A 25,980-nucleotide genomic window follows, 5' to 3' on the forward strand; every position below is an offset into this window, starting at 1 on the left:
GAAGGTGTGAGAGGAGTCAGTCGAGTTCCCCGGGCACGGGGTTCAGCGCCCAGCTCAAGGCGAAGTCGGCGACTTCTTCCCATCCCGGTGCGCCGCAAGTGAAGTGGTCTCGCTCAGGGAAGAGCTTGTAGGCGGTGATCGCGGCCGAGTGTTTGGCGTTTTCCGTGTAGTTCTCGTGCTGCACTGCGGGCGGCAGGATGTGGTCGTGGCCGCCGGCGATGAACAGCAGTGGCGCGCGGTCGTCGTTGGCGAAGTTGTATGTGGTGGCCGCGTGGGGCGTGACGTTGGCAAGGCCGCCCTGGAACAAGATGCGCGCCGGTACCGGAACCGCGTACCGCTCATAGGCGTTCGCGGATTCGGCTTCGGTGAGTGTGTTGGTGAACGCGTAATGGAATTGCTCGGCTGTGATGGGCACCGCGCGGTGCAGGTTGGCAGGGTTACTCAATACCGGAAATGTAGCCCGGACCTCGGAGAACGGCAGCGCTTTAATGCCTTTCACAGCGGCACCGTCGATCGACACCCCGGCCCGCCCATAACCGGCGTCGAGCAGGAGCTGCACGAAGGTGCCGCCGAACGAATGGCCCATCAAGATCGGCGGCTCGGCGAGTTCCTCGATGAGCTCGGCGAGGTGGTCGACGACCTCCCGCACCCCGAGGTCGGCCAAGGGTGCCGGATTTTCGCGCAGCGCGGCGACCCCTCCCGGGCCGGGAGCCACGCCGGGGTAGCCGGGTGTCAGGACGGTGAAACCGCGAGCGCGGTAACGCGCGACCCAGTCCTCCCACGCAAACGGTGTCATCCACAGGCCGTGGACCAAAACGATGGTCTGCTCAGGGGCGGCGTTCATGACATGAATCGTGGCTGGCGCGAGTGGGCCTCACAATGAACGGCAGCCCAAAGTCGCGATCTCGAGCCTTGTGCCCAGGCACAACACCGGGCTGCGCTTTACGATTCGATACATGTTGCAGCAGCGACCGTCAGCAGTCCTCGTCGATCGTGTGCGGCAACGTTCCGGCGAGATCGTGACGAAGGTGCTGACTCTGCTTCGCACGGAGGTCCCGGACTACCTTCCCAGCAGTGACGACAGCGGCGAATCTGTCCGCGACAACATCGCCGATTATCTGGAAGAGATGCTCGACTGGATTGACCGGGGTGCTGAACCCGGCCATCCCAGTTTCGATTCCGCCATTCGTCACCGTGCTAGCCAAGGTCTGACTTTGTCGAATCTGTTGCACGCCTACCGCCTAGGGGCGGCAGCCATCTGGGACGAGCTCGCGCGCCTAGCCGCCACCGGCGAAATCGACAAGGAGGCCCTCATTGCGGCGACACCGTCAATATTCGCCTGGATGAACACCAATTCGCTCCGCGCACATGCAGTATTCCGCGAGATCGACATCCGCGACGCGCGACGCAACGAACAAGTTCGCGCGGCCCTGCTCGACACTGTGCTGTTCAACGAGTCCAGCATGGGAGCGCCATTCTGGGATGCGGTCGCCGCCCTCGGCCTCCCGCGGACAGGTCAACTCACGATCATCGCGGCCTCCAGCGCAGAGCCCTCAGTCCAGCATCCGCCTCCCGACATCGAAACGCTGATCTCGGCGCACTCCGCTGTTTACGACTCGTGGTTTCGCCTCACGTCGCATGCGCAACTGGGGGTGGTCTCGCTTCGGCGGAACCGCGCCGACGCCCTCGATGGCATTGCCAGCGACATCTGCGCCGACATACGTGTCACGATCGGCCTCAGCAGCCCCTTCACCGATATCGCTGACTGCTCGAAGGCCCGCGCTCAAGCTCAAGTCGCCGCTTCCGCTTGCTCGACGGGTCGCCCGACCATTCGCTACGACCGCGATGTCATGGCAGTGTTGCTGGCCAGCTCGCCGGACGCCGCCGCATCCGTAGTGACAGCCACACTGGGCCCCGTGCTCGAGCTGCCGATTGAACGGCGCGAACCAATCCTCACCGCGGTGTACACCTGGCTACAGCGCGGCCAGTCAGTCGCGGCTACCGCCGACGAGCTGCATTGTCACCGCAATACCGTCAACTACCGGTTGCGCCGGTTCGCCGAACTCACCGGACGGCCGCTGGCCGACAATTTCTGGCTGGCCCAAGTCGCATTGGCACTGGAAGCCGCACGCGCTTAGGAGGGAAACCGCGCGCGATCTGCACGACGCCTACTCCCAAAGCGCCAAGCGCTCTGAAAATCGGCGGGCAGCTCCATGTCCGCGTCGCGTCCTTGGTCAGGGCATCGGGCGGCAAGTCAACGGCACCTTCCGCGATGCCGGCAAGCAGGGTGTCGATTGCATCGAAGTCCGGGCAACACTACTTCATCGTATGCGGTAACGGCTTGCGAATGACCCGACCGCCGAGAGGAACTCCAAAAACTACGCGGGTAAGTTGATTTCCCATCGTCGCGGCTGGATCGCCGCGGTGTCATGGAGGACTGCCAGACGCAGCTGCGAGCAGAATGGTGATTTCAGCGCCACCAGCCGGGCGGTTTTGGGCGGTCACCGTGCCGTGGTTTCGGCGCGTGAGGGTCTCGACGATGGCTAGTCCGAGTCCGCTCCCTCCGGTGGTCCGCGCGGCGTCGGCACGGGTAAATCGGTGGAAGGCCTGTGGGAGAAAATCGGATGGGAATCCGGGACCATGGTCGCCGACGCGGATCTCTACACCGTCTTCGATGGGCTGGACCCGGATGGTGATAGGTGGATCGCCGTGCTCGGTCGCGTTATCGATGAGGTTGCCGACGATCCGATCGACGTCGTTGGGGTCGGCGCAGACGTATTGGTCAGTGGGGCACACGATATGGAGTCGGCCGTCGAGGCTGTGACGGTAGCGCTCGCCGATCTCCCGCAGACGCCTGCTTAGGTCAATGATCGGCGGCTTGGCCGAAATCCCAGTGTCTGCAACGGTAAGCAGGTCGCGCGCCAGACGGGACAGCCGGGTAGTCTCATCCAGGGCCGAGCGAATCGCGGTGACCAATTCGGGATTGCTGCGTGGACGCCGCAGCGCAAGCTCCAGTTCGGTGGTCAGCAGGCTAAGGGGGGTTCGAAGTTCGTGACCCGCATCGCTGACAAATTGTCGTTCTCGCTCTAGCGCGTCTTGGAGCCGTTGCAGTAGGTCATTGAAAGTCGTGCCAAGATAGTGGATTTCGTCACGCGCTGGCGGAACGGGTAGGCGGGCATGCGTGTCGGTCGCGCTGATGCCGGCGGCGCGGGCGCGCATGCGTTCGACGGGTCGAAGGGCGGCGGCGCCCAGCAGATACGCGCCCCCTGCGGCGGCTAGCAAAACGATTGGGAGACCGGTGACCAGTTCGTTGCGCAGGTCCGCTACCGCGGCGTCGCGGTCGGCAAGACTCTGAGCCGCTACAACGACGCGATCGCCGGGGGCCGGTCCGGCTGCCACCCGCACCGGACCCTCCAGATTGCCAAGATGCGAGCGATCGGCGACCAGTTGCCCGCGGCGGGCGACGTCGACCTCGGCTGGTGTCAGTGCCGCCTGCCCGGCGAGATTTGGGGTCGCGGCCAATATCTGACGGTCTGCGCCGATTATCTGCTGCGCGGTGTCGGGATTGCCTCCGACCAACATTGGATCGGCCGAGGATACGACCGGGCGCAGGTTAGCCAGTCGGTGTGACAACGACTCGGTGATCGCTTCATCCAGCGATTCCTTCGTGTGGACAACCGTCAAGGCCCCGACAGCCAGCAGTACGAGCGCCATCACCGCGGTGAACGCGGCCGTTAGCCTGATCCGGATCGGCCAGCGGTGCATCATCGGCCCGCGTTTTCGGGCACACCGCCGTCGGAACGTAGTCGATAGCCGATACCCCGGACAGTCTCGATGGAACGCACCCTGAACGGCCGGTCGATCTTTTCCCGCAGCGCCCGGATATGGACGTCGACGACATTCGAACGTGACTCGTAGGCGAAGTCCCAGCAGTGCTCCACCAACATCTCTCGGGTCAGTACCGTGCCCGGCCGGCGCATAAGCAATTCAATGAGACCGAATTCCTTTGCGGTCAAAAGGATCTCGAGATTACCTCGCCAGCATCGGTGGCTGGCAGGATCGGCGCGCAGTGCCCCGACCGTCAACACCGTGGGTCGTGGTGTCGGCCCGCGTCGGATCAGCGATCGCAGCCGGGCGAATAGCTCGTCGAGGTGGAAAGGCTTGGTGAGGTAGTCGTCGGCGCCGCCGTCAAGTCCGGCGACTCGGTCAGTGACAGCGCCGCGCGCGGTGAGCATCAACACCGGTACCCACTTCTGGCCGCTTCGCCATTTCTGGCAGATATCGAAACCGGACATGCCGGGCAGCATCACGTCGAGCACCACCGCGTCGTAGTCATAGACCATTGCGGCCTCGTAGCCACTGGGTCCGTCGGCGGCAAGGTCGACGGCGTATCCGTCTTCGATTAGACCGCGGCGCAGTAGGGCGGCCATCTTGGGCTCGTCTTCCACCACCAGTACGCGCAGGGTCGCCACCACCTCTCTGGATTCTGGTGTCGTGGCGTCACCGGACCTTCATCCAGGATCGCCTTCAGGTGAGGTAAAGCAGGCATTCGGCGTCCTGAACCTGAGATGAGGACGGTTCGCCGCCCCGGCGTCCCGCGGTCGGGCTTCATCATGGCTTCATAAAGAAGCCATAGGCCAGGGCGATCTTCACATCACCTCCTCCGGTGTGGACATCAAGCCGGGGCACGTTGGACGGGCATGCGGCTTTGGCGAGTCAGACAACAACGAGACGCTTCTATGGGCGGCTAGGCGCGCTCTCTTGGTCGCTCGCCTGGAATGCGATCCTAGCGAAACACCTTGCGACAGTGTCTACTTGGAATCCCATGATCAGTCGTTATCCGGGGCTTCAGTGCCCACGAAATGGAAGCCCTGATCCAGGTGCACTTCCACCTGAGTGCCGTCGGGCTTAGTGACGAGTACGCCGTAATAGGCGGCTCCCTCGTTGGTTTCCTTTTCGACCTTTCCGGCTTTACCCGGTATCGCTTGTACCGCTGCGGTGCGAGCCTGATCTGCGGCAGGTCCGGTGACCTCCTGGTCGTCGGCAACGGCGATGCCGACGCCGAGGGTTGCCAGGATGGCGGCGCTTGCGACACCCATGCCGATCTTCGTTCTGACCCTCATTGATTCATCCCTCCTCGTAACCTTGGTTGTGAAGGCGACGCTAGCGGCGACAGATGAAGCCATGATGAAGGTCATCCAGTTCTTTTGCTGCCCAGATGGCGGGTAGGTTCGATTCAAAATACAAGCAGCCCAAGCACTCCCGTGACGAGCACAACATAGGGTTCCTTAATCTTGAAGCGCCACAGTAGACCGAGGGTGACCACGGCGATCGTCGCAGTCATCCAGTCGGTGACGGCTTGTCGAGTCAGCACCACGACGGCGCCGCAGAGCGCACCGCCGGCGGCGGATGTGGCGCCAGCCACGAAGGCGCGCACTTGCGCGTTATCGCGGTGACGCAAGAACCAGTGGCCGGGCACGACGACGCCGAGGTAGATCGGGGTGAAGATGGCGACGCTGGAGACGATTGCGCCGGGCAATCCGGCAACCAGGTAGCCGATGAACCCGGCGCTGATCACGACCGGCCCGGGGGTGATCAATCCTATTGCTACGGAATCGAGAAACTGGCTGTTGGTGAGCCAATGGTGCTGATCGACGACGCCGGCGCGCATGAACGGCACGATCGCCAGCCCGGATCCGAACACGATGGCACCCGTCTTCAAGAAGAACCACGCGAGAGCCGCCAGCGTCCCGCCGCCAGCGATCATTCCCAGCCCGATCACAAGTGGCATCCGTTTCGGGTTATCGTCCGGCTTGGCAACGTGGTCTCCGGATTTGCGATGGCGTAGGCGGATGCGTGGCCGCGCGTCAAGCAGAATCATTAGCACGCCCGCCCCGACGATTACTAGGACCGGTTCGGAGCCGGTGAACGCGGTAAGCGCGAATACGGCCGTGCTAATAGTCCAGAGCCGCCAGTCTCGTCTGTCGGTTAGCTTGATCAGGTTGATCGCAGCGATGGTAATGATCGCCATCACGGCCGGAGCGATTCCGTAGAACAGCGCCTGCACGACACGCGAGCCTGAGTAGTGGGAGTAGATGGCGCCCACGGCCACCACGATCGCGAATGCGGGTGCGACGAACGCTGCGGCCACCGCGGCCGCACCGAGGGCGCCGCGGCGCAAGTAGCCGACCCACATCGCGACTTGGGCCGCAAGCGGCCCGGGCATGGTCTGTCCGAGGGCTACCCCATCGAGGAAGTCTTGACGGTCAATCCACCGACGCTGTTCGACCAGGTCACGTTGCATATAGCCAACGCTGGCGATTGGTCCGCCGAAACCGATCGCACCCAGCTTCAGGAAGTATGCGAGAACTCGCCCGAAGTTGACGGCTCCGGCGGATTCGGGTTCTGCGGACTGGTGCTGCGGGTTGGCCGGTCGGTCACGGGCGGACTCAGTCATGGCGATTATGTAACCATGGTTGCACCTGTAGGTCGACTGTTGAGCTCGGCGTGAGGTGAACGTGTGGTTAACCGTCAGGCGGGTTCGCGACCGAGAAGTGTTGCTCGCCGGAAGAATTCGTATAACCCATCGAAAATAGGGCCGGTGATCTCGATGATCTGATCGTCGGTGCAGACCATCGACAGTCCGCGCAGAGCAGCGTCCAGGCCCGGTGCCTCGGGGGCGTCGAAGCGCTCATCGTCGATATCTGCCTCGTGGATGACCTCGGCGAGCTTCCACAGCACTGGGTCCTGCAGGTCATAGCGATGCAGGATCGTTTCGAAGCTGCAGTCACCGCCGTGGTGGGACAAGTCGACGCCGCGCATATCGAAACCTGTTGCCCCGGTGGGCAGATCGACCGGGTCAGTCAGGAAAATGAATTCGGCGGACTCGTCGATGTGACGGCGAATCAGCCAAGCGCAGGCAGCTCGGTCGATGTGGATACCAGCTCGAGTCGCCCACTTCATAATGCCTTCTCGCTACCAAGGGGCGTGTCGGCCACCAACGCGCGAACAGCCGCAATAGCCAGCTCACGCTCGGCGGGCGGGAAGTAGTCACGGCGGTGGATGCGCCGAAGTTCCGCGCGTAATCGTCGCGCCAGCGACTGGCGTTCGGTAGATGTCGCGTGGGCGGCAGCCTCGGCCTCGGCGATGATCGCCGCATACTCGATTCCGCGAGCCTGGGCCATCGCGGTGGTGAGTTCGCGTTCAGCGCCCAGGGTCGCCGGTTGAGCAATCCAGATCGAGGCGCTGCCGCTTGCTTCGGTTACTTCTTCGGCGATCCATTCCAGTTGCTCACGGGTCCGCGCGTCGGCCGGCAGTGCGACCAGCCCGTCCGAGATCTGCGCGGCTCCGAGGCGCTTAAGCTTGCGCCACACCGCAATCCGCGGCGTGGACGGCTCGCGCGGGATCCGATAGGAAAGTAGCACCCAGCGACCAGGCGCGGTGGCATTCTGTTCTGCCATAGACCACCTCGATTTGATCTCGTCCCTTGCAACGCTTTATCCACACACTAAGGCCCGGAAACGGTCGATCCCGCGGGCGGTCGCGTGGCGGTGCTGCTTTTCGCGTTAATTGTTCGACGGCATGACCCACGAAACGTTGTGAATGAACTTGGGTACGAGACTGGGCGCGACCGTCGAGGTCGCATGCAACGGGGCCGTGGTGGCCCGGGCCGTGACATACAGGTATAAAGCGCGGGGCAACGTGCGAGGCGGATCCCCGGTTAACTCCTAACTAAATTGGCAAGTAGTAGAAGACCAGATTTGCCGAAAAGCGCGGTTTTGTACCGAACTCCTGTTTAGTCTGCGAAAGGCAGATCGCTGCGAGGAATAGGAGTGCACGTGGCCGGCTTCGCAGTCCTCGATTTCGAGACCACCGGCCTACCCGCACCGGCCGCTGCAGCCTGCCTTCCCACTGACGCCTGGCGGTGTGTGGCTGGCGGACGTCCCGCCTCCGCCACCCTTCCCGATCGTTCATGAGATCGTCGAGGCCGTCATCAAGACCGCGGAAGCAATCGTCATGATCCCGGTCAAGGTGGTCGAGGCAGTCTTCGCGGGCGTGGAATGGGTGATCGACGAGTTGATCGCAGTGCTGCAGCAGATACTGCACCACCTCTAAACCGACCAGGGCGGCCCGGACATCCCCAGCGGATCCATCCGGGCCGCTCTGCGCGGGACCCTATTGTGGGGCCAATCCTGCGCATTCCTAGGGGTGCTCAGGGCCGCACTTGTCCGCCATGCGCTTTATCTCAGTTAACGAAGGCGCTAGGTCAGATCATTGGAGGATCGGTTCCACCATCGCGGAAGCGAATTCCGCTAGCTGCCGAACGGTCCTACTTCGGCGGGAACCCGCCGGTGGCAACCGGCCCCCAGCGGCGCGGTGTGATCCGGATCAGACACTTGCCCTGATCCACCATGGCTTTGCGGTACTCGGCCCAGTCGGAGTGCTCGCCGGCGATTACCCGGTAGTAGTCCACCAGCAACTCCACGGCCTCTGGCAGCAAGATCACCTCGGCGTCACCGTCGACTTGGACATACGCCCCGTTGAAATCATCGGAGAGGACAACCACGCTCGCCGACGGGTTGCGACGCAGGTTCACGCTCTTGGCGCGTTGAGGATAGGTCGCGATCACGATGCACCCTTTTTCGTCGACGCCACCGGTCACCGGCGAACTCTGCAGCGATCCGTCCGAGCGAAACGTGGTCAGCAACATTCTGTGCCGGGGCCGGATGAATTCGAGAAGTTCGGGAAGCCCGACCGCATCGGCGGTCGCCATCTTGGGAGCCATGAGGTCCACAGTAGCGGCCACCCGAGCCACCTACTTGCGCATGCGCCCGACACCGACGGTCGCGGGAAGACCTGCGATGTAACGGGATTCATCCCAGGAGCGAGGCCTAGCACCGCTATGTCGAGTTCGCCGCGGCGCACTAGCGATACCGCTAGATCGGGGTGATGATTTCTGAGGTGTAAAAGTCGATCGGTCGTTGCGAGTGCGGCGACGGGCGGTCGACGAACACCCAGACACCCGTAGTGCCCGCAGCGATACCGCCTTGCACCGTTACGGTTCCGGCTCCGGTTGCGTCGGTGTCGATCCCGCCGGTGGCGACGCCGGGATCACCGGCCGCGCAGCCCGGGGAAGTTCTGGGCGACTGGATCAGCCTGACGTTGTAGTGGGCCTGCGGCTCGGCTGCGGCGAGTTGCACCTGCGCGACAACATCGTGGGAGGCCCCTGTGCTGATCACCGTGTGACCCGTGCCCACACCATCGGTCGGCACGTTTACCGCCCAGGTGAAATCGCACGCCCGAAGTTTCGGCGTCAATGGCACGAACTTGCCCGCTCCACTGGAGTCGGCCGCGGCGACGCCGGTTAATCCCCAAACAGTCGCTGTGCCAAGCAGATTAGCGCCAAGGAGCACCGCTGTAGTGATTTTCCGCATTTGTTTCCCGACGCATGAAGTTTGCCAAAGTTAGTCTTGCAAACGTACCAAGAGTAGTGAACGTAATCGCCTACAAGGTGACAGAAGTTAGCCAAATCACATTCGGCAAAAATCGGCATGCAGTTCACACCATGATGAAAGCGCCTTGCCGAGCGGTCGTAATTCTCGGCCACGAGGTCGTTGCTGGTAGTGGACGTTACCGCCGGCCCAATTGCCCTCGAGAATTTGGTGAATGAGCGTCCGGACGTGAAATGCTTTCGGTCCAGTGTCCGAATCCCGCCGCGCATACAACCCGAATTGCGGCTCGCCGGCTCCTCGACTTCGTCGGCCAGTCGGCCCAATGCCTGCTCGGTGACCGAGTCCCGGACGACGGCCAAGCCGATCAATGAGTTCTCAACGAATTGCGGTTCAACCCCGCGGTGGGCCGCGACAATGGCGGGATGCCCAGTGTTCGCCGGTCGGCGGTAATGCTCCTTGTCGCGTTCGTTACCGCACCGCCCGCTCAGGCCAGTCCCGATGTACCGCCCGTCAGCGACGCCGCACGGGCCGCTGGATTCGTCGACGTCCGCACCGTCGTCCCCGATGCCGTCATCGACCTGCGTTATGCGACCCCGAACAACTTCACGGGCACCCAGCTGTATCCCTCCGACGCTCGATGCCTTGTGCACCAATCCCTGTCCCAAGGCCTCGCCAACGCCGCGTCCACGCTGCGCGCACAAGGCCACCTGCTGGTGTTCTGGGATTGCTACCGGCCGCACGACGTTCAGGTCCGGATGTTCAACGTCGTTCCCAATCCGGCCTGGGTGGCTCGGCCCGGCCCGTACGCGCACAGTCACGAGTCCGGACGTTCGGTGGACGTGACATTGACCGCCGCCGGACAACAGTGCCCGCCCGAGCAGCACGCCGGCGGTCTGTGTCTCGCTGACATGGGTACCGGATTCGACGACTTTTCCCCGCGCGCAACGGCATACGCCACCCAGGGCGTCAGTGCCGATGCCCAGGCGAACCGGGCCCGGTTGCGAGATGCGATGAAGTACGGCGGGTTGAGCCCCTACTCCGGGGAATGGTGGCACTTCGACGGACCCGGCGCGGGTGTCGACCGCCCGATTCTCGATGTGCCGGTAGACTGATATGTCTCATATATTGAGACAATAGTTTCATATCCTGAACCAACATCGGTAGGCTGTGTCACATGGATGACGCGCGCCGGGCTAGCTATACCCACGGGCACCACGAGTCGGTGCTACGAAGCCATCAGCGACGCACCGCGCAGGACTCCGCCGGCTATCTGCTGCCCTGGCTGAGGCCAGGGCTCGCGGTGCTCGACGTGGGATGTGGCCCCGGCACGATCACCGCCGACCTCGCCGCCCTCGTCGCGCCTGGATCGGTCACGGGCATCGACCAGTCCGCCAAGGTCCTTGACGATGCCCGCGAGGAGGCGCAGCGGCGCAACCTGTCCAACATCTCGTTCGCAGTCGGCGACATCGATCGGCTCGACCTGCCCGACGACACCTTCGACGTCGTGCACGCGCATCAGGTGCTGCAGCACGTCACCGATCCGGTGCAGGCGCTACGGGAAATGCGCAGGGTGTGCAAACCGGGCGGAATCGTGGCGGCACGCGACGCCGACTACTCCGGATTCACTTGGTACCCCACGCTTTCCGGCCTGGACGCCTGGCATGACATCTATCAACGGACCGCCCGCGCCAATGGTGGCGAACCGGACGCCGGTCGACGGCTGTTGTCGTGGGCCTTGGCAGCCGGCTACGACGACGTCACACCCTCGGGCAGCCTCTGGTGCTATGCGACGGACACGAGCCGCCAGTGGTGGGGCGGCATGTGGGCCGATCGCATCCTGCATTCCAGCATCGCCCACGACGTCGTGCGGCTCGGCCTGGCAACGCCCACGCAGCTCGAAGAGATCTCAGCGGCATGGCGCCGGTGGGCCGCCGCCCCGGACGGCTGGTTCGGGATCCCACACGGCGAAATCATCTGCCGCGCTTAAATCGCCGCCACACGTCTCCTTTGCCCTGGTCAAGGCAATGGTATTGGCATTCTCTTTTTTTGCAAGTACGTTATGCATCGATGGATAATACGGCCCACACTCCGTCTGGCATCCCGCTGCAGCTGGTCTACGGTCCGGCGGATTTGACCGCGGAGCCGCCGCAGCCGGGAGAGTTCCCCTTCACCCGGGGTAACTTCGCGTCCGGTTATCGGGGCAAGCTCTGGACCTTCCGGCAGTACTCGGGATTCGGTACCGCGGAGGAATCCAACCGCCGTTACCGCTATCTGCTCGAGCAGGGCGGGACCGGATTGTCGGTGGCGCTGGACCTGCCCACCCAATGTGGCTACGACTCCGACGACCCCGAGTTCGGCGAGGAGGTCGGCCGGGTCGGCGTTGCGGTCGACACGTTGGCCGACTTCGAGATCTTGTTCGACGGCATCCCGCTGGACAAGCTCAGCACGAGCATGACGATCAACGGCACGGCGGCGATCCTGCTGGCCTTCTACGTCGCCGCGGCCGAGAAGAAGGGCATTCCGCGGGCGAAGCTCACCGGGACCATCCAGAACGACATCCTCAAGGAGTACGCCTCGCGTGGGACGTGGATCTGGCCGCCGGAACCGTCGCTGCGGTTGATCGCGGACACCATCGAGTTCTGCGCCGCCGAGGTGCCGCGGTTCAACGCCATCTCGGTGGCCGGTGCGCATTTCCGCGATGCCGGAGCCAACGCGGTGCAGGAAATGGCGTTTACCCTCGCCGACGGCGTGACCTACTGCGACACCGTGGTGCAACGCGGCCGGATGACGATCGACCAGTTTGCACCGCAGATCTCGTTCTTCTTCTACACCCACGGCGACTTCTTCGAAGAGATCGCCAAATACCGGGCCGGTCGGCGGCGTTGGGCGACCATCGTGCAGGAGCGCTACGGGGCGAAAACGGCCAAGGCGGCGATGTTCCGCTTCGGCTGTGTCTGCGGCGGAGCGTCGCTGTACGCGCCGCAGGCCCACAACAACATCGTTCGGGTGGCGTACGAGGCGATGGCCGCCGTCCTGGGCGGTGTCCAGTCGATGTTCACCGCGGCCTGGGACGAGCCGTTTGCCCTGCCCACCGAGGAGACCACGACCCTGGCGCTGCGCACCCAGCAGATCTTGGCGCACGAGACCGGTGTGGCCAGCGTCGCCGACCCGCTGGGCGGCTCCTACTTCGTCGAGGCGCTGACGGACGCCACCGAGGCGCGCATCGTCGAGATCATGGCCGACCTGGAGCGGCACGGCGGAATGGTCCACGCCATCGAGGACGGTTACCTGCAGGGCCTGATCGCCGACGAGGCGTTCAAACTCCACCAGGAGATCGAATCCGGCGCGCGCCCGGTCGTCGGAGTCAACCGGTTCGTCACCGAGGAGCCCGACCACGACGTGGTCACCTACGAGCTCGACGCCGAAGGGCGTGATCTCCAGCTCAAGCGGCTCTCGAAGATTAAGTCGGAAAGAGATTCGGCCGCAGTAAAATCCAGTCTTGCCGCACTGTCGCGCGCCGCCGAAGGAAATGACAACCTGATGCACAATTTGATCGACTGCGCCGTCGCGTACTGCACGGTCGGGGAGATGGTTTCCGCGCTCAAGGCGGTGTGGGGCGAGTTTCAGCAACCGGTGGTGTTCTAGGTGGCCGCCCGCATCCTGGTCGCCAAACCCGGTTTGGACGGGCACGACCGCGGCGCGAAAATCGTCGCGCGCACGCTGCGCGACGCCGGGTTCGAGGTCATCTACACCGGCATCCGGCAGCGCATTGAGGACATCGCCTCGATCGCGGTGCAAGAAGACGTCGCCGTGGTGGGCTTGAGCATCCTGTCCGGAGCGCACCTGGCGCTTACCGCCCGCACCATCGACGCCCTGCGCGCCGCCGACGCCGCCGATATCGCCGTCGTGGTCGGCGGCACCATCCCGCACGCCGACGTGCCTAAGCTGCGGTCCGCCGGCGCGGCGGCGGTGTTCCCCACCGGGACACCGCTGGACGTGCTCGTGCGCGAGATCCGCGCACTGACCGGCACGGCGGAACCCGTCACGGAGGAACCATGCGCGTCGGAGTGATGATCGGTGCCGAGCGGGGCGATATGGCCCGCAAGGTGGACAAGCTGGCCGCCGACATCCAGTGGGCCGAGACTGCCGGACTGGACACCGCGTGGATGCCTCAGGTGCCCAACGATTTCGACTGCCTGACCATGGTCTCGTTGATGGCCGCGCACAGCTCGCGCATCGAACTGGGCACCGCGGTGGTGCCGCTGCAGGCTCAGCACCCGATCGCCCTTGCCCGCCAAGCACTTTCGACCCACGCGGTCGCATCGGGACGGCTGGCGCTGGGGGTCGGCCCGTCGCACCACTGGATCATCCGGGACATGCTCGGCCTACCGTACGAGAAGCCGGCTGCCTACACCCGCGACTACCTGCAGGTACTCAACGCCGCGATCGCGGGACCCGGATCGGTTGACGTCGAGAATGATTCGTTCACCGTACACAACCCGATGGCGATCGGGGCAGACACTGTGATGCCGGTGCTGGTCGCCGCCCTGGGGCCGGTGATGCTGCAGATTGCCGGCGAGCTCGCCGACGGCACCGTGTTGTGGATGGCCGACGAGCGCGCGATCGGCGATCACATCGCGCCGAAGATCACCAAGGCCGCCGCGGACGCGGGTCGCCCCGCACCGCGAATCGTTGCCGGCATCCCGGTATGTCTTTGTGCACCTGGACAAGTCGATGAGGCCAAGGAACGGGCCAACCGCATCCTGGGTGAGGCCGAGGTATCGCCGAACTATCAGCGGCTGCTCGACCGTGGCGACGCCCGCGATGTCGGCGATCTGTGTGCGGCCGGCGACGAGGCGGCCATCTTGGGCCGGATGCGCCGCTTCGCCGACGCCGGGGTGACCGACCTGTCGGTGCGGCTGCTGCCGATCGGTGAAAACCGGGACGAGTTGGTCGCCTCCAAGCGTCGTACCCGCGAGATGATCGCCGGACTCGCGGCGGAATTGCGGTGACCGACAGCAACATCGGGCCGCTGACGGGGATCCGCATCCTCGAGGTCGGCACCATGCTGGCGGGCCCGTACGCCACCATGCTGCTGGCCGATCTCGGCGCCGAGGTCACCAAGATCGAGCCCGCCGGAGGTGAGATCTCCCGCAGCGTCGGCGCGACCTACTTCGCCAGCCTCAACCGCAACAAATCCAGCATCGTGTTGGACCTCAATGCCGATTCCGGACAGCATCGGTTGGGTGAACTGGTCGCCGAATCCCACGCGCTGCTGGTGAATCTGAAACCGTCCGCGATCCGCCGGCTCGGTCTGACCTACGACGCGCTGCGGCGACACAACGACAGAATCGTCTGCGTCGCGATCACCGGCTTCGGCCTGTACGGCGGCGACGATCCGGCATTCGACTACGTGGTGCAAGCGGGAGTCGGCACCGCGGCGCTGACCGGCGACCCGGACGGGCCACCGACACTGCCCGGCTACTCCTCGGCCGACAACTCCACCGGAATGACTGCCGCTCTTGGGCTGCTGGCGAAGATCATCTCCGGCACCGGCGGCCAGGTCGACGTGTCGCTGCGCGACGTGATGCTCTCGCAGCTGAACTACCACGCTTCGGCGTATCTCAACGGCGGCATCGAGCCACAGCGCCGCCCGTACGGCGCCCATTCCTATTACGTTCCGGCCCAACTCTTTCCGACCGCCGACGGTTATCTGGCGCTGTTCATCACCCACGACGGATTCTGGAAGTCGTTCGCCGCCGAAGCGGGCATCGGCGGTTTCGAAACCATGGCCGAACGGGTCGCCCGTCGCGACGAAGTGCTGGCCGTGGTCACGGCGATGCTCGCGACCGACACCGCGGTCGGGTGGGAGCGACGATTACGCCCGCTCGGAGTTCCGGCGGCGGCCGTGCGGACCCTGCCCGAGGCGCTGGAGGCGACGCCGGAAGTCATCGTCACCGCAGGCGATTTCCGATTGGTCGGCTCGCCGATCCAGGTCTCGGGTTACCAACCCGAATACCGGCCACCGCCGCCGCTTCCCGAAGGCTGAAGCCGCCGTGCGCCAGGCCGGCGTCACCGCGCGAGCGTGAAGTTAGCCGCACGTTCGGTCCCGAGCGTGAAGTTAGCCGCACGTTCGGCCGCGCCCTGCCCCGGCCGTCACGAGCTGGCGAGTTGCCTCTCCCGGTAGAGCCGCGCCCATTCGGCGCGTGAGCGGATCGACACGTCCACGTCGGCGGCCTTGGCGCGCAAGGCTTTCACGCTCGCCTGATCGCGGGGGGTGCGGGCGAACGGATCCCAGCTGAAGAACCGGCAGGCGTTAGCCCAAGTGATCTTGTTGATGTCGGTGTCGTCGGCACCGGCGGCGTTCAGCTCGGCCAACACTTGCTCCGGCGCGTCAGGCCAGAAGCAGTCCGAGTGCGGGTAGTCGCATTCCCACGCGATGATGTCGATGCCGATCTCGTGGCGCAGCTTCAACGACGTCTTGTCGGTCACGTAGCAGGCCAGCGCGTGCTCACGGAAGACGTCGCTGGGCAGTTTGTCGCCGAAGTCGCGGCGCAGCCACTTCTGGTTGGTGTAGTGGCGGTCGCTGCGGTCCAGATAGAACGGAATCCAGCCGATACCGCCTTCGGAGAAAGCGAACTTCAGGTCCGGGTAGTTGCGCATTGCTGGGCCCCACAACAGATCTTGCGCGCACATCGCCGAGACCTGGGTGGCCAGGATGATCAAGTTGTCGATCGGCGCGTTCGAGGCCATGCTGATCGCCCCGAACCCGGTACCGATGTGCAGGCACATCACCACGTTCTCTTCGGACAGCGTGCGAAACACCGGACCCCAGTAGTCGTCGTCGTGGTAGCTCGGAAGTCCTTCCAGGTGCGGCAGTTCCGGCATGGTCACCGCGCGGCAGCCCTTCGCGGCGACGCGGCGGATTTCAGCGCACATCCCCTCGGGGGTCCACGTCGGCAGGATCGCGATCGGAATGAAGCGGTCCGGGTAGGAGCCGGCCCATTCGTCGATGTGCCAATCGTTGTAGGCCGACACCATTACCAGGGTGATGTCCTCGCGCGTCATGTTGAGGTGTCGGGCGGAAAAGCCGGTGAACGTCGGAAAGCACATTGATGCCAGGATGCCGTTGCGGTTCATGTCGCGGACGCGTTCGTGAACGTCGTAGACGCCCGGTCGCATTTCCGCGAAACCGGCTGGGTCGCGGCCCCATTCCTCAGCGGGCCAAGACACCACGGCGTTCAGTCCGCTCACCCCCTGTGGGCGGCCCTGGTACATCCATTGGTCGACGCCCTTGTCGTCGGTCACGACAATGGGCGCCTCGTCCTTGTACTTGGCGGGCACGTGGCGCAGGAACATGTCCGGTGGCTCGACCACGTGGTCGTCGATGCTCACCAAGATCAGGTCGTCGGCCCGCATAGATATCCTCTCTCATGCCGCGGCAGCCCAATTGGGCTAGCCGGTGCACTCGGTAGTGGTCTGCAGCAGTCGGGGGATGGGCGCGGGATCCAGCTGCAGGGCGTCGGACATGGTCAGCCGGCCGGCGTTGGCGATCATGTTGTGCAGCACGGCTTGCAGGTCGTCACCCTCGATTTCGTAGATGGCGACGTAGGCGCCGTCACCGTTGACCGGGCGCAACCGTCGCGCCGAGACGAATCCGTCGAGGGCTACGAGTTCGGGTAAGTGGACTTCGTCGTACCAGGTGTTGTACTCCTGGTCGCGTTCGGGCGAACTGGGTCGGCTCTCCACCAGGATGATGCCCTTGGCCTTCTTGGACATAGGTCGTCACCTCTTTCGTGACTATTCGTAGCGCACCGTGACCGAGTCGGTGTCCGGGACGCCCTGGCACGTCAGAATGTAGCCTTCGGCCACTTCGTCGTCGTCGAGCGCGTCGTTGGTTCGCATCGTGGCGTGGCCACTTTCGAGCCGCGCCATGCACGTCCCGCAGTTGCCGGCCTCGCAGTTGAACGGCGGGTCCAGGCCGGCCCGCCGTGCGCTTTCCAGGAGCGTCTCGCCCGGAACCAGCGGCACCGTCACCTTCTTGCGCTCCAGGTGGATCGTCACTGTGCCGGGCTCGGCACCGTTGGATGTCGGATCTGCCACCCTGGGAGTCTCCTCGGTGTTCGCGTAACCGCCGCGCGCAGTGCTGGCCCGCGCGGCCGTACTTGCGTTCTTCAGTATAGAGAATACTATTCTCATCTAGCGATAGCATCTTCTCTACTGCGCCGATGTCGGGATTAGCCTGGCCTGCGGGGAAGGACAGAACGTGTGAGCGAGCGGGCCGCGCTCGTGTTCGAGGAACGGCAATTCAGCCTGCCGCAGCTCGACGCGCTGGCTAATGGTCTGGCCGCCGCGCTGCGCAAACGGGGGGTCGCCGAGGGCCAGCGCATCGCCGTCATGTCCGCCAACCGGCCGGAATTCGTCGCCGCGCTGCTGGGCATCTGGCGGCTGGGCGCCACGGCGGTGCTGATCAGTCCCGCATGGAAACACGACGAGGTCGACCACGCGCTGGGGCTCACTGAACCGCAGCACGCCGTCGGGGATCACCCGGTGCTGGGCTCGCGGATGTCGATGCTGCATCTCGACGACCCGGTCACCACCGCGGAGCCGGTTGCGATGTCGGGGCCGCCTGCCGCCGACGCCGTGCTGGTGTTCAGTTCCGGCACCACCGGTCTGCCCAAGGCGGTCCGGCACACCCACGGGGCGCTGGGCGAGGCGGTCCAGCACTGGTGCACCGCGCTGCAGCTGACCCGCCGAGATCGGATCCAGGTCGCCACCCCGCCGTCGCACATCCTGGGGTTGCTGAACATCGTCACCGCGCTGCGCATCGGGGCCCGGGTACGGCTGCACCCCCGCTTCGACATCGACCGGATGTTGCACCACATCGAAAAAGACCGCATCACAATCGAAATGGCTGTCGCGCCGATTGCGCTGGCCATCGCGTCGCATCCGACCCTGGAGTCCTACGACCTGTCGTCACTGCGTTACATCATGTGGGGCGCGACGCCGGTCACCGCGAGCGTCGCCGAGACGGTGACCCGGCGCACCGGCGTCGGCTGGGTTCCGGCCTACGGCACCACGGAATTGCCGGTAATCGCATGCAATCCGCTCGACGCTCCGCGTCTGGATACGGTGGGGCGCGCGGTGCCGGGGGTGCAGCTGCGGGTCGTCTCGTTGCTGACCGGTCAGCCGGTCGGGCCGGGCGAGGTCGGGGAGATCCAGGCGCGCTCCACCACGCTGATGGCGGGATACCTGCCGGCCGCGGCCACCGGCGAGGTGATGTGCGACGGGTGGTATCGCACCGGGGACGTCGGCTGGCTTGACGGCGACGGCTGGTTGCGGATCACCGACCGGCTCAAAGAGATGATCAAGGTGCGCGGATTCCAGGTCGCCCCCGCCGAAATCGAGACGGTGCTGCACGGTCACCCCGCGGTCGAAGACTGTGCGGTATTCGGGATTCCGGACGGAATCAACGGGGAAGCCGTCGTCGCCGCGGTCGCCACCCGCGGCTCGCATGACGGAAAGACGGTTGCCGCGGATCTGACCGCCTGGGTCGACGAGAAGCTGGCGTCCTACAAACACCTGAGCCGGATCGTGTTCGTGCCGGATATTCCTCGCCTGCCGTCGGGCAAGGTGCTGCGCCGAGTGCTTAAGGAGCGCTATGGATGTACGACTGACAGCTGAGCAGCAGCAGTTGCGTGACGCTGCCGCCAAGCTGGCCGACGACCTCGGACCGGCCGCCGTGCAGGACCTCGCCGACGAGAGCCGAATCACCCGTTTGGACAAGCAGATCGCAGCGACCGGGTGGCGGTCGCTGCGCTTCGACGGAGCCACCGGAGTCGAAGTCGCAATCGTTGCCGAGGAATTCGGCCGCCGTTTGGTCGACAGCCCGTTCCTTGGTCCGGTGCTGGCCGACGACCTGGCCCGCCGACTCGGCGCCGAGGTCGACCGAACACCCGCGACGACCGTGGCGGTCGACGACCGCGCGGTCGACGCACGAGGTGCCAGCCGGGCGCTGTGGCTGTCTGGCAGCACGGTACGCGGCGCGGACCTGGGTGACGTTCGCACCGGCGCCGACTTGACCAGAGCCGAAGCCGAATTAGGCGGCGCCGCGCAGACTCTCGGCGAACTGCCCGCCGACGAGGCGGCCCGCTGGCAGGCACTCGCGCTGGTCACCACGACGGCGGACCTGGTCGGCATCGCCCGTGGCGCTCAGGCCGTCGCCTGTGACTACGCCAAAATCCGCGAACAATACGGCAAGCCCATCGGGTCGTATCAGGCCGTCGCCCACCTACTCGCCGAAAGCCTCGCGTTGATCGAAGGTTCGATCAGCGTATTACGGCATGCCGCGTGGGGCGTCGACGAACTCGAACCGGCGCGGGCCATCCGCGCCGCACAGATCGCGAAGGTCTACTGCGCGCGTGCCACCAGAACCGTGTGTGAGACCGCGGTTCAGGTGCACGGCGGCATCGGCAATACCTGGGAGTGTATCGCCCATGTCTATCTGCGCCGCGCACTGACATCGACGGAGCTGTGGCCCGTCACGTTGAAGGAGATCGATTTTGGACTTTCGTGACTCAGCCGACGAGGCCGCATTCCGAAAACGCTTGCGCACTTGGCTTTCCGCGCATGCCAAGGAGTTCTCCAGCTCGGGCGACGAGTACTGGGTGCGCATGGCGGACTGGCACCGCGCCCTGTACGAGAACGGATTTTTCGGCCTGTCCTGGCCGCGCGATTGGGGCGGACAGGAGTTGGCACCGGTGTACGACGTCATCGTCGATGAGGAACTGGTGCGCGCCGGTGCGCCGCCGCGACCCAGCGTCGGTTATCTGGTGTACGGCATCGGTGCGCATGGCAACGACGAACTACGCAAGCGGTTTCTGCCCGGCATCATCAACGGCACCGAGCGCTGGTGCCAGGGCTTCAGCGAACCGGGCGCCGGCTCGGACCTGGCGTCGCTGACGACGACCGCCACCCGCGACGGTGACGACTACGTCATTCACGGACACAAGATCTGGACCAGCTACTCCGACGTGGCCGACTGGTGTCTGTTGCTGGCCCGCACCGATCCCGAAGCCAAGCGGCACCGCGGTCTGTCGGCGTTCGTGGTCGCGATGAAACAGCCTGGCGTGCAACAACGCCCGCTGCAGATGATGAACGGCGTCACCAACGAGTTCGGCCAGGTGTTCTTCGACGGCGCCACGGTGCCCGTTGACCGGATGGTCGGAGCGCCCGGTGACGGGTGGGCCGTGGCAATGACGGTCGTCGGGCACGAACGCGAGCCCTCCACCCTTGGCTATGCCGCACGATACGGCAAGCTGGTCCGAGAATTGTTGGGCCGCACTGATGGTGAGGTATCGGAAGAGCTGGCCTGGGCGGCGATTCAGTCCGACATGCTGACCCACCATGTGCGTCGGCGGCTTTCTGAACAACTGGACGGGGTTTCGCACGGTTCGGCAGGCTCACTCGACAAGCTGCTGATGACCTGGGTCGAACAGTCCGTGGGGCACGCCGCCCTGGCCGTCGCCGGGACCCGCGACCCCGATCTGCTCAGCGCCTACTTGTACAGCCGTGCGCAAAGCGTAATGGGCGGGACATCGCAGATACAGAAGAACATCATCGCTTCACGAATCCTGGGATTGGGAGTCTGACGTGTACGACATGCCTGCTGAAATCGACGTCCGCGCCGACGGCGCGTTGCGGATCATCACGCTGAACCGTCCGGACTCGCTGAATTCGGTCAACGATGATCTGCACTCGGGGCTGGCCCGAATATGGCAGCGGCTCACCGACGATCCCACCGCTCGTGCCGCGGTGATCACCGGTGCGGGGCGGGCGTTTTCGGCCGGCGGCGACTTCACCTATCTCAAGGAGCTCTCGGGCGATGCCGAGCTGCGTGCCAAGACGATCCGGGACGGTCGCGAGATCGTGCTCGGCATGGCGCGATGCCGAATCCCGGTGATAGCAGCGGTCAACGGGCCCGCGGTCGGGTTGGGTTGCAGCCTGGTCGCCCTGAGCGACCTCGTCTACATCGCCGAGGACGCCTACCTCGCCGATCCGCATGTCCAGGTGGGATTGGTGGCCGCCGACGGCGGTCCGCTGACCTGGCCGCTACACATCAGCCTGATGCTGGCCAAGGAGTACGCCTTGACGGGTCGGCGCATCAGCGCGCAGCGCGCCGTGGAACTCGGGCTGGCCAACCACGTCGCGACCGATCCGGTCGAAGAGGCCATAGCGTGCGCCAGAAAGATTTTGGAGTTGCCGCAGCAAGCCGTGGAGAGCACGAAGCGGGTGCTCAACATCCATCTGGAACGCGCCGTGCTGGCCAGCCTCGACTATGCGCTCTCCGCCGAGAGCGCGTCGTTCGTGACCGAGGACTTCCGGACGATCGTCGACAAACTGACAGCCGGAAAAAACTGAGCCGCACCGGCGGCCCAGCCTTTTCCGGAGGCTAGTTAGCTTTTGGCGGCGGCTTTCTCGCGGGCTTCCGCGGTTTTTTCCGCCCCACGCGCGGCCTCGGCCTGAGCCTCTTTCTTGGCCGCGTCGCGCTGCGCCTGCGCCTTGTCCTGCTGTGCGCGGCCTTCCTTGCGAAGCCCCTCGTGGTTGAACAGGATGCCGACGATTTCCTTGGTCTTGCCGAGCGCGTCCTCGATGACGCCCCGGACGCCTTCCACGAGTCCATTGTTGCGGTCACTCATGGCGAGCTCCCTTCGTGATTTCTACGGACAACTGGCCAATACCCGAAAGGGGTTGCAGGCCAACGTGGCGTCGGTCACGCTGGCCGGCGATCCGCATCGATGTCGTCGCAGTGCCGCAAGAAATCTCGCACCACCTCATCGAAGCGCTGCGGTTCCTCGATGAACGGCATGTGTGAACTCGCCTCGAACAACTCGAACCGTGAATCCTTGATCCGCTGGTGCATCTCCCACATGTGTTCGTGAGCGCATTCGTCGTACCGGCCGGCGACGACGAGGGTCGGTAATCTGATCTCGGTCAGCCTGTCGACGACGTCCCAGTCGCGCACCGTTCCGACAATGTGAAAGTCGCTGGGCCCGAACATGGTTGTGAAGATCTCGATTCCCATTCGGGCGAACGCGTCCTGCAGCTCGTCCGGCCACGGCCGGACGCGGCACAGATAGGTCTGGTTCCACGTGCGAATCGCGTCCTGGTATTCGGGCGATGACGTCGTACCGGCGGACTCGTGGCGGTCGATTGCGGCCTGGGTAGCCGGATCCAGATCGCGTTTCAACCTCGCCACCATGCCAGAGAACTCGGGTATCGAGGCGATGCTGTTCGAGATCGTCAGGCTCACCGCGGTCGAGGGCACATCGAGCACATACTGTTGCGCCAGCATGCCGCCCCACGAGTTGCCGAACAGGTGGAAACGTCCCAGGTCGAGAGCATTGATCACGGCGTCCATCTCGGCCACCGAACGATCCATCGTCCACAGTCCGGTGTCCGAGGGGCATTCGGAGTTGCCGCAGCCGAGCTGATCCCAGAAAATGACCTCGCGCTCGTCGGCCAGGCGCTGCAGCGCCATCAGGTAGTTGTGCGGCACGCCCGGGCCGCCGTGGACTACGAGCAGCGGACGGCCCGGCCCAGCACCGACTCGCTTGAACCAGACTTTTCCGCCCGGGACCGAAATGGTCCCCTCCGATTGAGTCATGGCCGGGCATCGCCTCCTGGTTGTTGCGAGCAGTTCCCCTATTTTCCCCGCGACACTGCAACTAGCGACACGTTTCGCGAGTGCCGGTGTTCGTAGTTGCAGTCTCGCGGGTGGTGTGCTTGCAGCTGCCACTCTCCTGTTGAGAGAATAAAGTTCTCATTATGGTTCTCGGCGGCGATAAGGGGAACGCGTGAGTGACAGTGGCTGCGATGTGTGCCGGCGTCGGCATGGCTTCCGCCACGGTCGTCGAGGTACCCGCCGCATGATGTGCCCATGACCATCGCCGACCTGATTTCCCGGGCGCGCAACGGATCTCCGCGTGCTGCGGGTCGGTTGCTCACTCTCGTCGAGAGTGACCGGCGAGACGAGGTGCTCGCGGCCACGGACCCGGCAAGCGGTCTGACGGTGCGTGTCATCGGCATTACCGGTCCGCCCGGCGCAGGTAAGTCGACGACGGTCGCGGCGCTGGTCGGGGCTTATCGCGGGCGTGGCTCCCGGGTGGCCGTGCTGGCCGTCGACCCGTCGTCACCGTTTAGCGGCGGCGCGCTGTTGGGTGACCGCATTCGAATGACCGCGCATATCAACGACTCTGACGTGCTGATCCGCTCGGTCGCCAGCCGCGGTCATCTCGGCGGCCTGGCCGCCGCGGTCCCCGCGGCGATCCGGCTGCTCGGCGCGATCGGCTACGACCTGGTGCTGCTGGAAACCGTCGGGGTGGGGCAGTCGGAGATCGAGATCGCTGCCGTTGCCGATCCCACCGTCGTCATCCTCAACCCCGGGGCCGGCGACGCCGTGCAGGCCGCCAAGGCAGGCCTGCTCGAGGTCGCCGACATCGTGGCGGTCAACAAGGCCGACCGCGATGGCGCCGAACAGACGGTGCGGGATCTGCGGGCCGAGACCCAGGCGCCGATCATCCGCCTCGTCGCGGCCCGCGGCGACGGCGTCGCCGACCTGGTGGCTGCCATCGACGAACATCACCGCAGCGACAACCGCGCACGTCGGGTGGCACGCGCCCGCGCACAGATCCTGTCGCTGGCACAGAGCCAGCTGCGGACCCAGCCGGACCTGGTCTTGCTCGCGGAGTCGGTCGTCGATGGCCAAGACGATCCGTATTCGGCCGCCGCGCGGCTGCTGCTGCGCGCCGGTGAGCAGCACGACTGAATCCTTGTCTGTCCCCCAATCGGGGGAACGGGCATTCCTCTCGACAGCGGTCCGATCGGCGGAGTTGTCGCGAGCCCGCGCCGCCTAACTTTGCTCGTGTATCCCGACGAGTGAGGAGACAACGGCATGACTCACACCCCTGACGCCGCAGCGGCGCGGTTGCGTGACCAGCTCGAGCTGTACCGCCAAATGTGGGTCCTGCGCCTACTGGACATGGCAGTGGAGGAGCTGCGCATCGACGGCCGACTGAACCGAGCGGTGCGGCCCGCCTTCGGCCAGGAGGCCGTGGCCATCGGCACCGTGGCGGCACTGCGCCCCGGCGACCTGATGACCACCGGCATCGTCCACTTGCAGCACGCCCAGCAGATCGGGTGCGCATTGCCGCTGGCTCCGGCGATCGCCGCGTTGAGCGGCCCCGGCCTGGGTTCGGACGCCGGCGAGGAAGCTCCCTTCGTGGCTTCCATTCGCGGATTGTGTTCGATGTCAGACGCTTTGCAACAGTCACCGCTGCTTGCCGTGGGGCACGCCTACGGCAAGCAGCTGGTCGACGACGGCAGGGTCACGGTGTGCGTGATGGAAACGCGCGACGCCGAGTCCGCGGACTTCGCTGAGGCCGCGCACATCGCGATGTCCTGGCAGCTGCCGGTCGTCTTCGTCGTCGCAAACGCCCGCCCGGACGTCGACGCGAGCACATGCCACGGCATGCCGGTGCTAACCGTCGACGGCAATAACGTTGCGGCCGTGCGCGACTCGGTGGCCGACGCGGTCCGCAGGGCGTGCGCCGGCGGAGGTCCCGTGCTGCTTCAGGCGGTGACCGACTACCCGCGTGGCACAGCCGCGGTGGACCCGCTGGTCTTGGCCCGCCAACAGCTGATCGGCGCCGGCATCAGTGCCGCCCACCTCTACGAAGTTGAGCGGCGGGCTCGCCGCCTGGTCGCCGAGGCCGAGGCCTTCGCCCGGGCCATGCTGTGGGACGAGGAGCCGGCGCCGTTTCGGGAGCCCGAAGCGTGGCCCGCGGCTAGTTAAGCAGGCCTTGCCGCATCGCCTCGGCGACCGCAGCCGCCCGATCGCTGACGCCGAGCTTTTCGTATAGCCGCTGCACATGCGTCTTGACTGTCGACGGCGCCACGAACAACTCGGCCGCGATCGCGGGGATGCTTTGGCCGCGGGCAATCCGGCCGAGCACCTCGCGTTCACGGGCGGACAGGACGGGAGTCGCCGGCTCGGCTCGCTGCCGAATCTGGGCGGCGAGCCCACCGGCCAGCGACGGGGCCAGCACGTCCTGTCCGTTCGCGCAGTCGAGCACGGCCTTGACGATCTCGGTGCGTGTCGAGTCCTTGAGCAGGAAGCCGGCGGCGCCTTGCTGCAAGGCCTGATACACGATCGCCGACTCGTCGTGGGCCGACAACAGCAGCACGCGGGTGGGCAGTTCATTGCTGCGCACCGCCGCGGCCACTTGCGCGCCGTCCATGCCCGGCATCCGGAAATCGAGCAGCGCAACGTCGGGACGGTGTTTCTTGATCAAGTCGAGCGCTTGCGAGCCGTCGTCGGCCTCGCCGACGACGTTCACCGAACCGCTCAACGCGAGCGCGCGCACGACGCCTTCCCGGAAGAGTGGGTGATCATCGCCGACAACGACGCTGACCTTTTCTGGCGTTGCTGCGCCGGCCATGGCGGACAGTGTAACGGCTGGCCGCACCT

29 protein-coding genes are annotated in these 25,980 nt (G+C 65.1%); 14 read left to right on the forward strand and 15 right to left on the reverse strand.

Features of this window, described 5'->3' with window-relative positions; all coding sequences use genetic code 11:
* Positions 1-16: 16 nt before the first annotated feature.
* The gene (locus G6N33_RS15510; protein ID WP_044508455.1) at positions 17-844 is read right to left on the reverse strand and encodes an alpha/beta hydrolase; all 828 of its coding nucleotides are present in this window, start codon (positions 842-844) and stop codon (positions 17-19) included.
* Positions 845-956: 112 nt separating this feature from the next.
* Here G6N33_RS15510 and G6N33_RS15515 point away from each other — a divergent pair, with 112 nt between their 5' ends.
* Positions 957-2,138 (forward strand): PucR family transcriptional regulator, encoded by a 1,182-nt coding sequence (locus G6N33_RS15515; protein ID WP_044508454.1) that lies wholly within the window; start codon positions 957-959, stop codon positions 2,136-2,138.
* 289 nt (positions 2,139-2,427) lie between these two features.
* Here G6N33_RS15515 and G6N33_RS27760 read toward each other — a convergent pair whose 3' ends face one another.
* The 6 genes from G6N33_RS27760 to G6N33_RS15545 form a co-directional block, all read right to left on the reverse strand.
* On the reverse strand, positions 2,428-3,768 hold the full coding sequence (locus G6N33_RS27760; RefSeq protein WP_049919025.1) for an ATP-binding protein: 1,341 nt from the start codon (positions 3,766-3,768) through the stop codon (positions 2,428-2,430).
* Complete coding sequence (locus G6N33_RS15525; RefSeq protein WP_269210866.1) at positions 3,765-4,475, reverse strand: response regulator transcription factor; 711 nt, start codon at positions 4,473-4,475, stop codon at positions 3,765-3,767. The genes G6N33_RS27760 and G6N33_RS15525 overlap by 4 nt, the downstream gene beginning before the upstream one ends.
* A gap of 354 nt (positions 4,476-4,829) precedes the next feature.
* Entirely contained in the window at positions 4,830-5,123 is a 294-nt protein-coding gene (locus tag G6N33_RS15530) for a PepSY domain-containing protein (RefSeq protein WP_044512422.1), read from the reverse strand.
* Positions 5,124-5,236: 113 nt separating this feature from the next.
* Positions 5,237-6,457, reverse strand: a complete 1,221-nt coding sequence (chrA, locus tag G6N33_RS15535) for a chromate efflux transporter (RefSeq protein ID WP_081662088.1) — start codon at positions 6,455-6,457, stop codon at positions 5,237-5,239.
* A 74-nt stretch (positions 6,458-6,531) separates the two neighbouring features.
* Positions 6,532-6,963: a chromate resistance protein ChrB domain-containing protein gene (locus G6N33_RS15540; RefSeq protein ID WP_044508453.1), complete on the reverse strand. Its 432-nt coding sequence runs from the start codon at positions 6,961-6,963 to the stop codon at positions 6,532-6,534.
* Positions 6,960-7,460 carry a Chromate resistance protein ChrB gene (locus G6N33_RS15545; RefSeq protein ID WP_044508452.1) on the reverse strand — a complete coding sequence of 167 codons (501 nt, stop codon included), beginning with the start codon at positions 7,458-7,460 and terminating at the stop codon, positions 6,960-6,962. The genes G6N33_RS15540 and G6N33_RS15545 overlap by 4 nt, the downstream gene beginning before the upstream one ends.
* Before the next feature lie 466 nt (positions 7,461-7,926).
* Between G6N33_RS15545 and G6N33_RS15550 the strand changes: the two genes are divergently transcribed.
* Complete coding sequence (locus tag G6N33_RS15550; protein WP_044508451.1) at positions 7,927-8,115, forward strand: hypothetical protein; 189 nt, start codon at positions 7,927-7,929, stop codon at positions 8,113-8,115.
* A 214-nt stretch (positions 8,116-8,329) separates the two neighbouring features.
* Here G6N33_RS15550 and G6N33_RS15555 read toward each other — a convergent pair whose 3' ends face one another.
* Positions 8,330-8,785, reverse strand: coding sequence for a PPOX class F420-dependent oxidoreductase (locus G6N33_RS15555; protein ID WP_044512420.1), 456 nt, complete (start codon positions 8,783-8,785; stop codon positions 8,330-8,332).
* A 151-nt stretch (positions 8,786-8,936) separates the two neighbouring features.
* A complete protein-coding gene (locus G6N33_RS15560; RefSeq protein ID WP_101528637.1) occupies positions 8,937-9,323 on the reverse strand; it encodes a hypothetical protein in 387 nt (128 codons plus the stop codon).
* A gap of 578 nt (positions 9,324-9,901) precedes the next feature.
* On the opposite strand from G6N33_RS15560, the gene G6N33_RS15565 reads away from it, so the two are divergent.
* The 6 genes from G6N33_RS15565 to G6N33_RS15590 all read left to right on the forward strand — a co-directional run bounded on the left by G6N33_RS15565 (position 9,902) and on the right by G6N33_RS15590 (position 15,501).
* Entirely contained in the window at positions 9,902-10,564 is a 663-nt protein-coding gene (locus G6N33_RS15565; RefSeq protein ID WP_232069481.1) for a M15 family metallopeptidase, read from the forward strand.
* A 62-nt stretch (positions 10,565-10,626) separates the two neighbouring features.
* The gene (locus tag G6N33_RS15570; protein ID WP_101528636.1) at positions 10,627-11,439 is read left to right on the forward strand and encodes a class I SAM-dependent methyltransferase; all 813 of its coding nucleotides are present in this window, start codon (positions 10,627-10,629) and stop codon (positions 11,437-11,439) included.
* Positions 11,440-11,519: 80 nt separating this feature from the next.
* Positions 11,520-13,097, forward strand: a complete 1,578-nt coding sequence (locus tag G6N33_RS15575) for a methylmalonyl-CoA mutase family protein (protein WP_044508450.1) — start codon at positions 11,520-11,522, stop codon at positions 13,095-13,097.
* Complete coding sequence (locus tag G6N33_RS15580) at positions 13,098-13,523, forward strand: cobalamin-dependent protein (RefSeq protein ID WP_044508449.1); 426 nt, start codon at positions 13,098-13,100, stop codon at positions 13,521-13,523.
* Positions 13,508-14,464 (forward strand): LLM class F420-dependent oxidoreductase, encoded by a 957-nt coding sequence (locus tag G6N33_RS15585; RefSeq protein WP_044508448.1) that lies wholly within the window; start codon positions 13,508-13,510, stop codon positions 14,462-14,464. Before G6N33_RS15580 ends, G6N33_RS15585 begins: the two co-directional genes overlap by 16 nt.
* A gap of 53 nt (positions 14,465-14,517) precedes the next feature.
* The gene (locus tag G6N33_RS15590; RefSeq protein ID WP_456299198.1) at positions 14,518-15,501 is read left to right on the forward strand and encodes a CaiB/BaiF CoA transferase family protein; all 984 of its coding nucleotides are present in this window, start codon (positions 14,518-14,520) and stop codon (positions 15,499-15,501) included.
* Between the two features lie 107 nt (positions 15,502-15,608).
* Here the strand turns inward: G6N33_RS15590 and G6N33_RS15595 are convergent, their stop codons facing one another.
* The 3 genes from G6N33_RS15595 to G6N33_RS15605 are packed head-to-tail and all read right to left on the reverse strand — an operon-like array spanning position 15,609 to position 17,555.
* The gene (locus G6N33_RS15595; RefSeq protein ID WP_044508446.1) at positions 15,609-16,871 is read right to left on the reverse strand and encodes an amidohydrolase family protein; all 1,263 of its coding nucleotides are present in this window, start codon (positions 16,869-16,871) and stop codon (positions 15,609-15,611) included.
* Between the two features lie 36 nt (positions 16,872-16,907).
* On the reverse strand, positions 16,908-17,231 hold the full coding sequence (locus tag G6N33_RS15600; RefSeq protein ID WP_044508445.1) for a DUF4286 family protein: 324 nt from the start codon (positions 17,229-17,231) through the stop codon (positions 16,908-16,910).
* Positions 17,232-17,252: 21 nt separating this feature from the next.
* Positions 17,253-17,555: a 2Fe-2S iron-sulfur cluster-binding protein gene (locus G6N33_RS15605; protein WP_044508444.1), complete on the reverse strand. Its 303-nt coding sequence runs from the start codon at positions 17,553-17,555 to the stop codon at positions 17,253-17,255.
* A gap of 165 nt (positions 17,556-17,720) precedes the next feature.
* Between G6N33_RS15605 and G6N33_RS15610 the strand changes: the two genes are divergently transcribed.
* From G6N33_RS15610 to G6N33_RS15625, 4 genes are read left to right on the forward strand one after another with little or no spacing between them, the layout of a single operon-like run.
* A complete protein-coding gene (locus G6N33_RS15610; protein WP_101528635.1) occupies positions 17,721-19,136 on the forward strand; it encodes a class I adenylate-forming enzyme family protein in 1,416 nt (471 codons plus the stop codon).
* Complete coding sequence (locus tag G6N33_RS15615) at positions 19,114-20,028, forward strand: acyl-CoA dehydrogenase family protein (protein ID WP_044508441.1); 915 nt, start codon at positions 19,114-19,116, stop codon at positions 20,026-20,028. Before G6N33_RS15610 ends, G6N33_RS15615 begins: the two co-directional genes overlap by 23 nt.
* On the forward strand, positions 20,015-21,103 hold the full coding sequence (locus G6N33_RS15620) for an acyl-CoA dehydrogenase family protein (protein WP_044508440.1): 1,089 nt from the start codon (positions 20,015-20,017) through the stop codon (positions 21,101-21,103). The genes G6N33_RS15615 and G6N33_RS15620 overlap by 14 nt, the downstream gene beginning before the upstream one ends.
* A 1-nt stretch (position 21,104) precedes the next feature.
* Entirely contained in the window at positions 21,105-21,872 is a 768-nt protein-coding gene (locus G6N33_RS15625; RefSeq protein ID WP_044508439.1) for an enoyl-CoA hydratase/isomerase family protein, read from the forward strand.
* Positions 21,873-21,907: 35 nt separating this feature from the next.
* On the opposite strand, the gene mbp1 is transcribed toward G6N33_RS15625, so the two are convergent.
* A complete protein-coding gene (gene mbp1 / locus G6N33_RS15630) occupies positions 21,908-22,150 on the reverse strand; it encodes a microaggregate-binding protein 1 (RefSeq protein ID WP_044508438.1) in 243 nt (80 codons plus the stop codon).
* Positions 22,151-22,224: 74 nt separating this feature from the next.
* Complete coding sequence (locus tag G6N33_RS15635) at positions 22,225-23,118, reverse strand: proline iminopeptidase-family hydrolase (RefSeq protein ID WP_044508437.1); 894 nt, start codon at positions 23,116-23,118, stop codon at positions 22,225-22,227.
* A 273-nt stretch (positions 23,119-23,391) separates the two neighbouring features.
* Here G6N33_RS15635 and meaB point away from each other — a divergent pair, with 273 nt between their 5' ends.
* Positions 23,392-24,279, forward strand: a complete 888-nt coding sequence (gene meaB, locus G6N33_RS15640; RefSeq protein WP_044508436.1) for a methylmalonyl Co-A mutase-associated GTPase MeaB — start codon at positions 23,392-23,394, stop codon at positions 24,277-24,279.
* 126 nt (positions 24,280-24,405) lie between these two features.
* Positions 24,406-25,305 (forward strand): thiamine pyrophosphate-dependent enzyme, encoded by a 900-nt coding sequence (locus tag G6N33_RS15645; protein ID WP_044508435.1) that lies wholly within the window; start codon positions 24,406-24,408, stop codon positions 25,303-25,305.
* Here G6N33_RS15645 and G6N33_RS15650 read toward each other — a convergent pair.
* Complete coding sequence (locus tag G6N33_RS15650) at positions 25,298-25,951, reverse strand: response regulator (protein WP_044508434.1); 654 nt, start codon at positions 25,949-25,951, stop codon at positions 25,298-25,300. The two genes, G6N33_RS15645 and G6N33_RS15650, sit on opposite strands and share 8 nt — an antisense overlap.
* Between the last annotated feature and the right edge of the window lie 29 nt (positions 25,952-25,980).

The organism is Mycobacterium simiae, from assembly GCF_010727605.1.
Lineage (GTDB): Bacteria > Actinomycetota > Actinomycetes > Mycobacteriales > Mycobacteriaceae > Mycobacterium > Mycobacterium simiae.